Genomic DNA, 15,417 nt, shown 5'->3' with positions numbered 1-15,417 from the left:
TAGGGCTTACGTATTTGGTAGCGACTAGGCTGCCTCTTATTAGGTTTTATACCTTATATTTATTGTCTTTATTTCTCATTTAATTTCACCGTATTATAGGCATAGATGGTTATGACCCAACGCATCGCCGTACTAGGCGCGACAGGCTCGATAGGCGATAGCACGTTAGCAATTTTGGCGGCACAACCACAGAACTACGACGTTTATGCCTTATCAGGCTACCACCGTTTAGATAAATTATTCGCGCTTTGCCAACAGTTTTTGCCAAAACGCGTCAGTGTGCCGACAGCAGCGGTCGATGATTTCGCTCAGCGTCTTAGTGCCGCTGGTTTAAATATCGACGTGGTCGGCGGTGCTTCAGGGTTGGTCGATATTGCGACTGATCCGCAAACCGATACCGTCGTCGCTGCTATCGTAGGCGCAGCCGGTCTGCCTTCTACTTTGGCAGCAGCGCGTGCAGGCAAGCGTATTTTATTGGCGAATAAAGAAGCATTGGTCATGGCAGGGAAGGTGATGATTAATGCGGTTAAAACGCATCACGCGACTTTGTTGCCTTTAGATTCAGAACACAATGCGATTTTCCAGTGTTTACCCTTTGCGATTCAACAAGACAGTAGCCAAATTCATCAGCCAAACCATGGCGTTCGTAAGCTATGGTTGACCGCGTCTGGCGGGCCTTTTTTACAGAAATCGTTTGCGCAAATGCAGCAAGCAAGCATTGCTGAAGCGGTTAAACATCCCAATTGGTCAATGGGACAAAAGATATCGGTTGACTCAGCAACGATGATGAATAAAGGGCTTGAGCTCATCGAAGCTTGTCATTTATTTGATTTGAGTGAGGATAAGATAAATGTGGTGATTCATCCACAAAGTATCATTCACTCAATGGTAGAATATAGTGATGGTAGCTTTTTGGCGCAGCTTGGCAGCCCTGATATGAAAACGCCTATTGCCCATGCACTTAGTTACCCTGACCGTATCGATAGCGGCTCGCAGCCATTAGATTTATTTGCGTTAAGCGGTTTAGAGTTTATTGAACCTGATTTGCAAAAATTTGCCTGTTTGCGCTTGGCAAGGCAAGCGATGCAAGCGGGTACGCAGGCCACGATTGTACTAAATGCGGCCAATGAGATTGCAGTTGCCGCATTTTTAAATGGGCAGATTCGTCTGACTGATATTGCCGATATTAATGCGCAAGCACTAGATGAGATACAAGTAGCGGTATTAAATGAGACTGCCGATATCGAAGATATTTTAGCGATTGATCAAATAGCGCGTCAGCATACTGATACGTTAGTAGCAAAGTTGGCATGAATCTATAGAAGTTCAGTCATTTGATAAACGATGTTAAAAGAGCATATTGAGAAAAGATCATGACGTTTTTATTAACGCTACTTGCGGCAATATTTGTCTTAGGTCCACTCATCGCCTTACATGAGTGGGGTCATTACATCGTGGCGCGGCTTTGCGGCGTTAAAGTACTGACTTATTCTATCGGCTTTGGTCCCAAACTCTTTGGTTGGACCAGTAAAAAAAGCGGCATTGATTATCGTATCTCGGCACTGCCGCTTGGTGGTTACGTCAAAATGCTTGATGAGCGTGAAGGTGAGGTAGCAGCAGACGAGCTACATCTAGCGTTTAATCGCCAACATCCGCTCAAAAAGATTGCAGTGGTTGCCGCCGGTCCTATTATGAACTTTGTCATCGCTATTGCGCTATTTTGGGTGTTATTTATGACCCCGTCTGAGCAATTGGCAACAAAGATAGGGCAAGTCCTGCCCGATACCCCAGCAGCGATGGCACAGTTGCCTGTGGGTGATAAAATTGTCGCTATTGACGGTCATGACGTCCAAACGTGGGAAGGTATTAACTATCGCCTTGCGGGACGTATGGGTGAAACCGATCATGTCAGTGTCACCTTACAATCTGAGGCGAAAGGTAGTAACGCCACCAAAACCTATCAAGCACCGATTAAAGAATTTATGCAAGGCGACGCGCAAGGCAAAGATGCGTTATCAAGCTTTGGTATGATACCGTGGCAACCAAACATCGCACCAATCGTTGGCAATTTAACGCCCGATGGCGCTGCCAGCCGTCAAGGCTTGCAGGTTGGTGACCGCATTACGGCTATTAACGGTAAAGAGATTACCGACTGGATTAGCGCCACACGTATCATTCGCGACAATCCTGAAACTTTGCTTAATTTCACTGTATTGCGTGATGGTAAACAAGTTCAGTTATCCATCATGCCGCAAGGTAAAAAAGACAATTTAGGTAACGATTACGGGCAAATTGGTGCTATGGTGGCAGAGTCTGAAATTGTCATTCCTGACGCCTACAAAACCACGGTCGTTTATGGTCCTGGGGAATCTTTAATCAAGTCATTTGAAAAGACGGAACAGTTAGCCGTTATGACAGTCAGCTCAATGGGTAAGATGCTGTCAGGTATGATAGGTTTGGAGAATTTATCAGGTCCGATTACCATTGCGAAAGTCGCCAAACAAAGCTTTGATATTAGCTGGCAGATGGTATTATCGACAGCAGCGTTGATCAGTTTGAGCCTTGCGGTCTTGAATCTTTTGCCCATTCCAGTATTAGATGGTGGACATATTGTCTACTACCTTATTGAGCTGATACGCGGTAAACCGCTGTCTGAGGGCGTGCAAATGGTCGGTCTAAATATCGGTTTACTCTTGCTGGCAGGTTTCATGGTGTTAGCAATTGGTAATGATATCAGTCGGCTATTTTGATAAATGATGCGGCGGTTTATTCACTAAAGCATGATGGTTTAATGCTTGCATGCTGCTACAGCGCAGGCAGTTCATGTAATACGGCGATCATTTTCTATTACCGCTACTGTACTAATTTTATTTTTTAGTTTATTTTATGATGCGTTTTATATAAAGTGTCCTGAGTCTGCCGTGCTGAAGTTTTTCGACTTTATGCGAAATGGGCTAGACAACACGTGCTTTTTACCTTAACTTAAGCAAGTTTTTTATTGACGGATAGTGTTTATGCGTACGCCTTTATTTATGAGCGCGGCTGGGTTGCCGTTAGTTGTAGCAATGATGAGTATGCCGGTGCAGGCTGCAGAATTTGTGGTCACTGATATCGGCTTTAATGGTCTACAACGCCTAACTCCTGATAGTCTCTATCCAGTTTTGCCGATTTCGGTGGGTGATACGGTTAATGATAGTCGTTTGGCCGCCAGTATTAAGGCACTATATGCGACTGAAAACTTCGCTGATATTCAAAGTCGTGTCGAAGGCGGCAAGCTGCGCTTTGATGTCGTCGAACGTCCTATCATTGCTGAAGTCAACTTTGAAGGCAATAAACTTATCCCAAAAGAAGGGCTTGAGCAAGGGCTTGGTAACGCCGGTTTGTCTGTCGGTGATGTGCTAAAGCAAGCGACGCTGCAAGGTGTCGCCAACGAGCTACAACAGCAATATATCAGTCAAGGTTATTACAATAGCAATATTGAAGTCGATCAGACACTATTAGATGGTAATCGCGTCAAGCTTGACGTGCGCTTTATCGAAGGTAAACCCGCCAAAGTCGTCGATATCAATATCATTGGTAATAAGCACTTTAGTGATGAGCAGATTAAAGACGTCTTTGCGGTAAAAGAGTCGTCGTGGACGCGCCTGTTATCTAAGTCTGATCGCTATGCCAAAGAAAAGCTGGCAGCAAGTTTAGAAAATCTAAAAGCACTTTATCAAAACGATGGCTATGTACGTTTTTCTGTCGACAATGCGGTTCTTAATATTAGCGAAGATAAAAGCAATGTGTTTATCGAAGTCAGTCTTAGCGAAGGCGAGCAGTATCAGTTTGGCGAGGTGAACTTCTTAGGTAAACCAACCTTTGATAACGCTGAGCTAAAAGAGCTGGTCACGTTTGCGCCCGATGAAAAATATTCACAAGCCAAACTTGATGCGACCACTGCTGCACTGAAGAGCCGTTATGGTAATGAAGGTTATTATTTAGCGCAAATCAGACCAGTACCGCGTATCAATGATGAGACCAAAGTGGTCGATATCGACTATTATATTGATCCTGCGCGTCCTATTTATGTGCGCCGTATCAACTTTACGGGTAACTTAAAAACTCAAGATGAAGTATTGCGCCGTGAAATGCGTCAGTTAGAAGGTACACTGGCCTCTAATGATAAAATTCAGCTGTCGCGTACTCGTTTGATGCGTACCGGTTTCTTTAAGGCGGTCAACGTTGATGTAAAGCCTGTGCCAAACCAGCCAGATCAAGTTGATGTCAACTATACGGTCGAAGAGCAGCCTTCTGGCAGCTCAACGATTGCTGCTGGTTACTCGCAAAGTGGCGGCGTGACTTTCCAGTTAGACTTAACCCAAAATAACTTTATGGGTACGGGTAACCGCGTGAAAGCTGCGCTATCACGTTCAGAAACGCGCGATTCTTACAGCTTAGGTTATACCGATCCGTACTTTACCGAAAACGGTGTGTCGCAAGGTGTCAGCGCATATTATCGCGAAACCAAATACGACGACAGAAACGTTAGTAACTATGTCACCGACGCTTACGGTGCCACGCTGAACTACAGCTATCCTGTTGATGAAACCAAACGTGTGAGTGCAGGTTTAAACGTTGATAAGACCACCGTACGTGCTGGTAGCCGTCTTGGTGTGTCCAACGTGCAGCAGATTATTGATGGTGGTGGTTCATTCGAAAAATTTATCAATGATGATAATGAATTCTCGGGTCGCACCGGCTTTAAAAACGATTATCAGACCTATAACTTATTATTAGGCTGGGATTACAGTACGCTAGATCGCCCCGTATTCCCAAACAAAGGCATGAGCCATACTGTCGATGCAACCATTGGCTTTGGCGATGAAAGTTATCAAAAACTTGTTTATCGTGGCAATATCTACTATCCGATTTATAAAGATTGGGTTGCCCGCGGTTATACCAAGCTTGGCTACGGTAATGACTTGCCATTTTATGAAAACTTCTACGCCGGTGGCTATGGCTCAGTACGTGGTTACGAAGCTTCAACGCTAGGACCTAAATCGCAAAGCTACTATGATGCGGTCAGTGATAAACCAGGCTCGTTGAAACCAGAAGAGATCGGTGGTAATGCGTTGGTTAGCTTTGGTACTGAACTAATTCTACCGATGCCATTTAAAGGCGATTGGGCGGATCAAGTACGTCCAGTACTATTTGCCGAAGGTGGTCAAGTATTTGATACCACAGATAAAGAGGACCGCACTTTTATTGATCCTGTTAGTGGTGACGACACGGGTGTTCCATTATTAACCCAAGACAATAATTTCCGCTTTAGTGCGGGTTTAGGGGTAACCTGGTATACACCAATTGGTCCGATTTCGCTCAGTTATGCTGTGCCTATCGGTGATAAAGAAGGCGATGAGACTGAAAAAGTTCAGTTCCAAATTGGTAATACTTTTTAGTCCGATAAAGTTAAATGCAGCGGTTTAATTGCTTTTGTTTATTTATGCAGCTAAGTAAACTAGTCCGCAGTTAAAATTTAATAGGTCGCCAAGCTGATATCTCAACTTGGCGACTCACTTATTGATACCCATACTAATTTTAATTATACCAATAGCAACTATGATAACGATTGAGCAACTTATCACTCGCATTGAGCAGCGTCAGCCGGTTCTTAACAAGGATGACCTTAGCGCTGAACAGTTGTGTCTAAAATTAGAGGGTATCGGTAATTTAACCACCGCCAATCCGCAGCAGTTAAGCTTTTTGGCCAACCCACATTATCTGCCTAGTCTGGCAAACAGTCAGGCTGGAGCTGTGCTGACCACCTCAGACCATCAAAGCAAAGTTGCACAGAATACGGTTGCCTTAATCGTTGCGGCACCTTATTTGGCTTATGCCAGTGCCAGTCAGCTTTTTTCCCGTACATCTTTATTTGAGGGTATTCATCCGAGTGCCGTGATAGCGGAAAGTGCAGTTATTGGCAATGAGGTGACTGTTGGGCCTTTTTGTATGATTGGCGAAGGGGTACAAATTGGTGATCGCAGTGTGCTCGATGCGCATGTGGTCATTGAAGAGAACAGCAATATTGGTACCGATTGTGTGCTCAAGTCACAAGTGGTCATCGGGCATGATTGTGTGCTTGGTAATCGTGTAAGATTGCATGCTGGCGTTAGCATAGGGTCAGAAGGCTTCGGCTTTGCGCCTACGAGTAATCCTAGTGTTACCGGCTGGGAGCGTATTGCTCAATTAGGACGCGTAGTGATTGGCGATGATGTACGTATAGGTAGCCAAACCTGTATCGATCGCGGAGCAATTGACGATACGGTGATTGGCAATCATGTTATTATTGACAATCTTGTACAAGTTGCCCATAACGTCCGTATCGGTGATGGTACTGCCATCGCAGCGCAAACTGGCATTGCCGGTAGTACCACTATTGGCAAGCGCTGTATTATCGGCGGCGCTGTTGGCATTACTGGCCATATTGAGATTGCTGATGACGTCACCTTATCTGGCATGACCATGGTGACCAAATCCATTACCAAGGCTGGTTCATACTCCTCTGGTACAGCGGCCATGCCAACCGCCAATTGGCGCCGTGCGGCGGTACGCTTTCGCCAGCTTGGTCGCGATTAGTCTAGCGCGGTTAATACATAACTTAACAACATATCCAATTTATTCATAAAATTTAAAAACACAGCAATGCTTAAACATAAAGCACTGCTTAGTATATAGCAAGGAAGCGCCATTATGAGCACAACTGATATTGATAGCCCGAGCGATGAAGACATCAAAAGCTTAGCAGAACAAGGCTTAACACTGCCATTAACCTATCATACATTGAAGCACTATCTGCCGCATCGTTATCCGTTTTTGCTGGTAGATAAAGTCATATCGTGCAGCCCTGGCGAATGCATTACAGCGATCAAAAACGTGACCATTAATGAAGAGTTTTTTAATGGACACTTTCCCGATCAGCCCATCATGCCGGGTGTATTGATGGTGGAGTCGATGGCGCAAGTATCGGGCGTCCTTGGGTTTATCAGCGCTGGATTGACGGCAGAAGATGGTTATTTGTATTTGTTTGCAGGGGTGGATAAAGTGCGCTTTAAACGCCGTGTTATCCCTGGTGACCAGCTGATTATCCGTGCAAAAACCGTGATGCAAAAGCAGGGTATTTATAAGTTTGATTGTACCGTCCATGTCGAAGATGAGCTTGCTGCTAGTGCTCAAATTATGATTGCCCGTCAGGGACAATAAAATACGATGAACGCTAACGTATGGCAAGTTTATAAGATTGGCTAAATCTTTCGCCTTTAGATAATTGTTAGTAGAAATCTAGAAATTTATCTCGGTATTTTACCTAGATTGCCATTTTTAAACACCACTGTGCTTTTGGGCGTCGTTGTCTTTTTAACCAGTTTTAACCAGAACCAGTATCAGGTTGATTATTTACCCTAAGCTTGCTTTACTTGTTTTACCATTTATTCGCATCAGATGATACAAAGGTCCATATTATGAGTCAGATTCATCCAACAGCACTCATCTCACCGTCCGCTAACATTGATGAGACTGCCATCATTGGTCCTTATTGTATTGTCGGTGATGAAGTTTCTATTGGTGCCCATACGGTTTTGCATCGGCACGTGGTCGTAGCAAGACTGACGCGTATTGGGCAGTACAACCAGTTTTATCAATTCGCCAGTATTGGGGAAGACCCGCAGGATTTGAAATACGCTGGTGAGCGCACGTGGCTTGAGATTGGCGATCATAATACCATTCGCGAGGCGTGTAGCTTGCACCGTGGCACTGAGCAAGACGGCGGCTTAACGAAGATTGGCAGTCACAATCTTTTGATGGTCAATACCCATGTGGCCCATGATTGCTTAATCGGTGACCACAATGTATTGGCTAATAATGTTGGGGTGGCAGGGCATGTGACTATCGGTAATCATACGATTATTGGCGGCAACTCAGGTATTCATCAGTTTTGTACCATTGATGATTACAGTTTGGTTGGCGGCGCCAGCCTAATTTTAAAAGACGTCGCTGCTTTTACCATGGTTTCAGGTAATCCTGCTAAAGCCCACGGGCTAAATGTCGAAGGTATGCGCCGTAAAGACTGGTCTAAAGAGACGATTGATGTATTGCGCCAAGCGTATCGTGTTATCTACCGATCAGGTCTAACAACGGCTCAAGCGCTTGAGATTTTAAAAACAGAGCTATTACCAACAGAGCCAAAAATCGCCCTGCTAATAGATTCGCTACAAAAAAGCCGCCGAGGCGTGGTACGGTAAACATAGTTTTAGTAATTATAAAAGTAGCATAATAGCAAGATTTTGCATCTAGCATAGTTTGACAAATTATCTCGATAAATATAAAAAGCCATAACTAATAGTTATGGCTTTTTATATTTATCGCTACTTGACTTTTTTGGTCGCTTAGCAGAAACTGGGCGTTTACGATATTGTAAACAATTCTTTCATAATGTTGCTAAGCGCGTCACATTGACAAGCTGGTTAAATGAGTCTCAGTCATTAAGAGCGATTTATGATAATCAAGGAAGATTATAAGCAACAGTAATTGAAGCACGAGGAAGGCAAAATGGCTATTCATAAACAAGAACATGCTCAGTGGAGCTCAAGTTTTGGCTTCGTACTAGCAGCAGTAGGATCGGCAGTTGGTTTAGGAAATATTTGGAAGTTCCCTTATATGGTTGGGGAGAGTGGTGGTTCCGCTTTTGTTATCGCCTATTTATTTTGTCTTGCTCTGATTGGTTTTCCAATTTTGGTTGCAGAATGGCTGATTGGTCGCCGTGGGCAAAAAAACCCTATCAATACGTTTTCTGATGTCGCCGCAAGCGAAGGTAAATCACGCAGTTGGGGTATTGTCGGTGCGACTGGTATTTTAGGTGGCTTTTTAATCTTATCGTTTTATAGTGTCATCGGTGGCTGGGCGCTTAACTACATCACCAAAGTTGGCTCAGGCAGCTTTGCCGGACAAGACAGTGACTCTGTAGCGGCAACCTTTGACGCGATGTTAGCGTCAGCTGGCACCTTGACAATTTGGCATACGGTTTTCATGGCAATCACCGCTTTAATCGTCGGTGTTGGTGTCACGAAAGGTATTGAAAACACTGCCAAAGTGCTTATGCCTTTACTGGGTTTGATTTTATTCGTGATTGTTGGTTACAACGTCATGAATGGCGGTTTTGGCCAAGCGGTGAACTACCTGTTTGCGCCAGACCTTAGTAAGTTAAATGGCGATGTGATGCTAGCGGCGCTTGGTCATGCTTTCTTTACCTTATCTATCGGTATGGGCATCATGGTGGCTTATGGCTCTTATTTGGGTCGTGATGTCAATCTATTAAGCACGGCGCGTACCGTTGTTATTCTAGACACTGTCATTGCTTTAGCGGCTGGTTTGGCTATTTTCCCAATTATCTTTAACAACGGTCTTGATCCTGCTTCAGGTCCTGGTCTTATCTTTGTCAGTTTGCCAATTGCTTTTGGTAGCATGGGCGCCGGTGCCATCATTGGTACGTTGTTCTTCTTATTGATTACCTTTGCCGCTGTGACTTCTTCAATCTCATTACTTGAGCCAACGGTTGAGCTGTTAGAAGAGCGTACGCCAATGAGCCGTACCGTATCGACCATCGTCGCTAGTATCGCGGTTTGGTTATTAGGTATCGCAGCTTTGTTGTCATTCAATCTATGGAGCGACTTTACCATCATGGGTAATGGTATTTTTGATGCTCTGGACAAATTAACCAGTAAATTCATGTTACCTTTAACCGGTCTTGCCGCGATTATCTTTGTCGGTTGGAAAATGGATCAACGTAGCATTCAGCAAGAGCTTGGATTGTCTAATGGTACCTGGCAATTATGGCAAATCATTGCTAAATTCGTCGCGCCGATTGCTGTACTGATTGTTTTTGTGACCACATTAATGAGCTAATAGATTGCCTATTACCTATTAATAGTATTAATATTTTAGGTAATAAAGACTCTAGCTAAACAAAAAGGGCTTAAGATTAATCTTAAGCCCTTTTCCATTTTAATGTCTCTCGCTTAAAGCAGCTTCAAGCATCTTACGCAGATAAAATAACTCTAGAAATGGTTAACGTAAATTGAGTTCAGGAACGCTTTGTCCGCGTTTACTATAAAACTCATTTACAAACTCATCAAACTTATCTTGTTCAATCGCGTCTCTGATACCTTGCATCAAACGCTGATAGTAACGCAGGTTATGAATAGTCGCTAGCTGCGCCCCTAGCATCTCTTTACATTTATTTAGATGTGATAAGTAAGCACGGCTAAAGTTTTGGCAGGTATAGCAGTCACATTCAGGGTCTAATGGCCCTTCATCAGTGCGATACTGGCTATTACGTATGCGTATAATGCCGGCATTCTCAGCGTCACCGGTGACAAAGTAATGACCATTACGGGCGTTGCGAGTCGGCATCACGCAGTCAAACATATCGACGCCGCGGCGTACCCCTTCAACGAGGTCTTCAGGCTTACCAACGCCCATCAAATAGCGCGGCTTGTCAGCGGGCATATCGTCGGCGATATAATCTAGGACGTCTATCATCTCTTCTTTTGGTTCGCCAACCGATAAACCGCCGATGGCATAACCATCAAAGCCAATCTCAAGCAGACCTTCGAGTGATTGCTGACGCAAATCGGCATACATACTGCCTTGGATAATGCCAAATAAGGCATTGGTGCTGCCAAGCTTCTTATGCTCATCGACACAGCGCTGGCCCCAGCGTAGTGACAACTCTAAAGATTTTTTGGCTTCTTCATGAGTGGCAGGATAGGGCGTGCACTCATCGAACTGCATCACGATGTCTGAGTTTAAGCTATATTGAATTTGCATCGATTTTTCTGGCGATAAAAATACTTTTGCGCCATCGATAGGCGATTTAAAAGTCACGCCTTCTTCGGTGATTTTACGCATGGCCCCAAGACTGAATACTTGGAAACCACCCGAATCGGTAAGGATTGGCTTATCCCAATGCATGAATTTATGCAGACCACCAAATTTATCAATGATATCAGTGCCCGGACGCAGCCATAAATGGAAAGTATTGCCCAAGATAATATCGGCGCCAATCGCTTCGATATCCCGTGGCAGCATGCCTTTTACGGTACCATAAGTACCCACTGGCATAAAAGCAGGCGTTTGCACATCGCCATGATTGAGATGAACCGTACCACGGCGTGCGCGCGTGATACCGCTGGCCGTTTTGTGTAAAACAAATTGCATAAGATAACCGCTATTTAAGCTATGAAAATGGCGCTAATTATAACATTGTTAAGCATTTTTTTGGACATGGATATTTAAGCGGCTGACAATTGGTTTAGAGAAGGAGAGCGTTTATAAAATAGCCTAAGCATGCTAACAATTAAACGGGACATTAATCGCTTATTAATTGGCATGCTATAACCGAAAAATACAGACATTCTTGCCAAGTCATTGCTAAAGTAGAAGAGTGGCTACTATAAATCAAATAAATGTTAAGGTCTAAATGTATATAGCGGAGAGATAATATGGCTAAAACACGCTATTTGTCATCGATTCGCTTGCTATTGAATAATGACTTATCAAATAAAGCCCTATTAGATGGACTGTTTTTAACGAGCGCATTATTACTATCAGGAGCAGCTATGGCAACCGAAGAGCCAAAATATACTGTACTAAAACAGACTGAAGACTTTGAGCTGCGTCGTTACGATGAGCAATTAGTAGCACAGACTTGGGTAACGGGCGACCAAGATACCGCTAGCCGTGCAGGATTCAAGATTCTAGCAGATTATATCTTTGGCAATAATAGCGCCGCAAATGGCGAGAGTCGTAAAATTAGCATGACGGCTCCCGTCACGATGCAACCTGAAACTAAGAAAGGGAGCGGTGAGTCACAGAAAATTGCCATGACTGCGCCAGTCAGCATTCAACAAACTAAAGATAAATGGCGCGTGCAATTTACCATGCCAAGCCAATATACGCTGCAAACGCTGCCAAAACCCAATAATCCGAATATCGAAATTGTAGAAGTTCCAGCGCAAACTTATGGCGTTATTAAATTTTCAGGATTGGCGGGTACTGAAAAGGTCGCGGCAAAAACTAAAGAGCTACAATCTTGGATGCAAGGGCAAAATTTAACCATCACAGGTAAGCCTGAGCTGGCGCGTTATAATCCACCTTGGACGCTGCCATTTATGCGCCGCAATGAAATAATGATTGCTTATCAGCCTAAATGATTCATTATTAAAAAAATAACGCCAAAAATGATGCTAAAAAAAGACAGCAAGCGCTGTCTTTTTTATTGGCGATTAAATAAGATTAGCTGTTTTGCTCACGGATAATATTCAGCATACGGCGTAATGGCTCTGCTGCGCCCCATAATAGCTGGTCGCCGACAGTGAACGCACCCAAATATTCAGGGCTCATATTGAGCTTGCGTAGGCGTCCTAGCGCCACTGTTAAAGTGCCAGTTACTGCTACCGGTGTTAAGCGATTTATAGCAGCTTCTTTGGTATCTTCAACCACATCTAACCACTGATTATCGCTGTTTTTCAATGCCGCTTCGATTTCTTCTAGCGGGATGTCTTTTTTAAGTTTAATCGTTAAGCCTTGAGCGTGACAACGCATGGCGCCAACGCGGACACACATACCGTCAATGGCAATTTTATCGGCTTCAGAATTGCCAAGGATTTTATTGGTTTCAACGCCACCTTTCCATTCTTCGCGCGATTGTTTGTTTTCTAACTGCGAATCGATATAAGGAATCAAACTGCCTGCTAGTGGTACGCCAAAGTATTGCTTTGGAAAGTCGTCTGAGCGCTGTGTCTGAGCGATTTTTTTATCAATCTCAAGGATGGCGCTGGCAGGGTCGGCAAGCTCGTCTTTGACTGCTTCATGGAGTACGCCCATACCTTCGATTAGCTCGCGCATGTTGTTGGCGCCAGAGCCACTCGCTGCTTGATAAGTCATGGCGCTGACCCATTCAACCCAGCCTTTATTAAACAGCTCACCGATTGCCATCAGCATCAGTGACACGGTACAGTTACCACCGATGAAGTCTTTTTTGCCATTTGCCAGTGCTTTATCAATCACACTGCGGTTAACAGGATCAAGAATGATGATGCTGTCGTCTTCCATACGTAAGGTGCTTGCTGCATCAATCCAGTAGCCAGTCCAACCGCTATCACGTAGGGGCTGATGTACCTTTGAGGTATAATCGCCGCCTTGGCAGGTGATAATTACGTCACAGGCAGCAAGTGCTTCAATATCATGAGCATCTTTTAGTTTGCTGGTCTTGATACCGTCAAAGCTTGGGGCGTCGCCGCCAGCGTTACTGGTCGAAAAAAACACTGGTGTGATACCATCGAAGTCTTTTTCTTGACGCATACGCTCTATCAATACTGACCCGACCATACCGCGCCAGCCTACCAAGCCTACTGTTAAATTACTCATAAAACTCAATCCTTTTCACCATAAATTGTTGCACTGCCAACCGATAACAATGCCGTGAATAGCAGCAAAAAGCAAGGTTTTTTAGAGAATATACCGCATTTTTTAGATATGACTTATTCACTTTTCTACTTATCAATGCTACTACCCATAAAGCCTGCTATTTATTAAGCTTGCTGATTATTTATCGTGTCAACTTCTCTTAAATTCAAGCCCCTCTAAATAAGGCTTAAATTGTAATTTTTTATAGCCGCTAACGTCTAATGAATGTTCAATAGTAGGCGCAGGCGTGATGAGGTGCTAAAGTAAGCAGGCTATTTATCTTGTGACAAAGGTTTAGAGTTCAGCCGCTCAATCATTTTTAGCTTAAATAAATTTAGCCCAAACAATTATTATATAAAGAATATTCACTATTATTGGCTTTGCCATTCATTTAATAAACGGTCGACACACATTATGGATCTCTCCCTCTTATATTATGGCGCTCAGTGGTTGGCAGGATTCATCGCCTTTGTCACTATTTGGGGCTTGTTGCCTCTTGATAATTGGTGGGTGCGAGGTGTTGAGTTTCCCCGTATTCAAATTATGTTCCTCGGGCTCGCCGCTTGGCTTGGCATGGTTATATTTTGGTCGGACTGGCAGTTTGGTCAGTGGCTGTTATTTATCGTTTTAAGTAGCGCGCTCGCCTTTCAATTGCGTATGGTGTTGCCCTATACCATACTTTGGAAAAAAGAAGTGCTCACTGCCAAGGATATGCCAAATGGACATGCGCACCAGCTTAAAATCATGGTTTCAAACGTATTGACACCCAATGATGAGTCCCAAAAACTGGTTGAACTGGTAAAAGATAAGCGCCCCGATATTTTAATTACTTTAGAGACTGATAAAAAATGGGAGAAAGCCCTTAATCAAATAGAAGCAAATTATCCTTATACTGTCAAAGTGCCTTTGGATAATCTATACGGTATGCATCTGTATTCTAAGCTTGAGCTCATAGACCCTGAAGTTAAGTATTTGATGATTGATGATATTCCATCTATCCATACGCAGCTACGTTTGCAGGGTGGACAAGTGATTTGGCTCTATTGTTTGCACCCGATGCCGCCCAGTCCGACAGAGGCAGATAAGTCTACGACCCGCGATGCTGAGCTGCTGATGGTTGGAAAACATATCAAAGAAAATAAGCAAACGGCGATATTGGCAGGAGATTTAAACGATGTCGCTTGGTCAAAGACTACCCGCCGCTTTCAACGTATCTCAGGCTTGCTAGATCCTCGTATCGGGCGCCATTTTATCAATACCTTTCATGTTAAATATCCGTTTTTACGTTGGGCGTTAGATCATATTTTCCATAGTGCCTGCTTCACCTTAGTCGATATTCAGCGCATGCCGTCTATCGGCTCCGACCATTTTCCGGTGCTGACAACGCTACAATACGAGCCCGAAAAAGTCAGCACCCAAGAAACTAATGCGCCAATTGAGAAGGCAGAAGATGTCAAAGAGGCAAAAAATACCATTGAAGCGGGTAAGGAAGAGGGCTGTAAAGTATCAAAAGAACATGCAGAGGCTGAAAAGGAAAGTGATTGCTAAAAAGGTTTTATCATCTGTATAAAACCCTCGCCACAAACAATGGCGACGTAAGCAAATGCTTACGCTAAATAAGGTCTTTAGCCTCTAGTCGTTCCGCGTCAATTCACCTAGAATACAACCATCAACACAAGGATACGTAAGGATGCAGTGTTGAGGCAGTAACAATAAAAGCACAGGTCAGCCCGCTGTCTTATAGGTTACTGTTTATGACTTAGGACGAGTCAACACGGAAGAGATAATAACAACAATATGAAACGCCATAGCCCTGAACCCAACGCCCTAGGTTCGGGGCTTTTCTTTGTGCATTATTTTTATTTGAAAAATATTTTCGACCGTTAATAAAAGCGTTAATAAAAGCGTTAATAA

The 15,417-nt window shown here is 43.8% G+C and carries 11 protein-coding genes; 9 read left to right on the top strand and 2 right to left on the bottom strand.

What is annotated here, in order from left to right:
- Positions 1-105 precede the first annotated feature (105 nt).
- The 7 genes from ispC to AB8P72_RS09410 all read left to right on the top strand — a co-directional run bounded on the left by ispC (position 106) and on the right by AB8P72_RS09410 (position 9,939).
- Positions 106-1,314: a 1-deoxy-D-xylulose-5-phosphate reductoisomerase gene (gene ispC / locus AB8P72_RS09440; protein ID WP_313492559.1), complete on the top strand. Its 1,209-nt coding sequence runs from the start codon at positions 106-108 to the stop codon at positions 1,312-1,314.
- A 59-nt stretch (positions 1,315-1,373) separates the two neighbouring features.
- A complete protein-coding gene (gene rseP / locus AB8P72_RS09435; protein WP_068404567.1) occupies positions 1,374-2,750 on the top strand; it encodes an RIP metalloprotease RseP in 1,377 nt (458 codons plus the stop codon).
- Positions 2,751-3,014: 264 nt separating this feature from the next.
- Entirely contained in the window at positions 3,015-5,441 is a 2,427-nt protein-coding gene (bamA, locus tag AB8P72_RS09430; protein WP_068404565.1) for an outer membrane protein assembly factor BamA, read from the top strand.
- 160 nt (positions 5,442-5,601) lie between these two features.
- On the top strand, positions 5,602-6,618 hold the full coding sequence (gene lpxD / locus AB8P72_RS09425; protein WP_068404563.1) for a UDP-3-O-(3-hydroxymyristoyl)glucosamine N-acyltransferase: 1,017 nt from the start codon (positions 5,602-5,604) through the stop codon (positions 6,616-6,618).
- Positions 6,619-6,732: 114 nt separating this feature from the next.
- On the top strand, positions 6,733-7,242 hold the full coding sequence (gene fabZ, locus AB8P72_RS09420) for a 3-hydroxyacyl-ACP dehydratase FabZ (protein WP_068404562.1): 510 nt from the start codon (positions 6,733-6,735) through the stop codon (positions 7,240-7,242).
- 257 nt (positions 7,243-7,499) lie between these two features.
- A complete protein-coding gene (gene lpxA, locus AB8P72_RS09415; protein WP_068404561.1) occupies positions 7,500-8,279 on the top strand; it encodes an acyl-ACP--UDP-N-acetylglucosamine O-acyltransferase in 780 nt (259 codons plus the stop codon).
- Between the two features lie 307 nt (positions 8,280-8,586).
- Positions 8,587-9,939 carry a sodium-dependent transporter gene (locus AB8P72_RS09410; RefSeq protein ID WP_369957674.1) on the top strand — a complete coding sequence of 451 codons (1,353 nt, stop codon included), beginning with the start codon at positions 8,587-8,589 and terminating at the stop codon, positions 9,937-9,939.
- A 162-nt stretch (positions 9,940-10,101) separates the two neighbouring features.
- Here AB8P72_RS09410 and tgt read toward each other — a convergent pair whose 3' ends face one another.
- Complete coding sequence (tgt, locus tag AB8P72_RS09405) at positions 10,102-11,253, bottom strand: tRNA guanosine(34) transglycosylase Tgt (protein ID WP_102076366.1); 1,152 nt, start codon at positions 11,251-11,253, stop codon at positions 10,102-10,104.
- Positions 11,254-11,537: 284 nt separating this feature from the next.
- Between tgt and AB8P72_RS09400 the strand changes: the two genes are divergently transcribed.
- Positions 11,538-12,248, top strand: a complete 711-nt coding sequence (locus tag AB8P72_RS09400; protein ID WP_369957673.1) for a heme-binding protein — start codon at positions 11,538-11,540, stop codon at positions 12,246-12,248.
- Positions 12,249-12,330: 82 nt separating this feature from the next.
- Here the strand turns inward: AB8P72_RS09400 and asd are convergent, their stop codons facing one another.
- On the bottom strand, positions 12,331-13,464 hold the full coding sequence (gene asd / locus AB8P72_RS09395) for an aspartate-semialdehyde dehydrogenase (protein WP_369957672.1): 1,134 nt from the start codon (positions 13,462-13,464) through the stop codon (positions 12,331-12,333).
- 453 nt (positions 13,465-13,917) lie between these two features.
- On the opposite strand from asd, the gene AB8P72_RS09390 reads away from it, so the two are divergent.
- Positions 13,918-15,051, top strand: a complete 1,134-nt coding sequence (locus AB8P72_RS09390) for an endonuclease/exonuclease/phosphatase family protein (RefSeq protein WP_369957671.1) — start codon at positions 13,918-13,920, stop codon at positions 15,049-15,051.
- Positions 15,052-15,417: the final 366 nt, after the last annotated feature.

Origin of the sequence: Psychrobacter sp. CLB018 (assembly GCF_041222815.1) — a bacterium.
In the GTDB taxonomy this organism is placed as follows: Bacteria; Pseudomonadota; Gammaproteobacteria; order Pseudomonadales; family Moraxellaceae; genus Psychrobacter; species Psychrobacter faecalis.
Note: the sequence above shows the minus strand (reverse complement) of the source record. Positions and strands in the feature narration are given on the sequence as shown.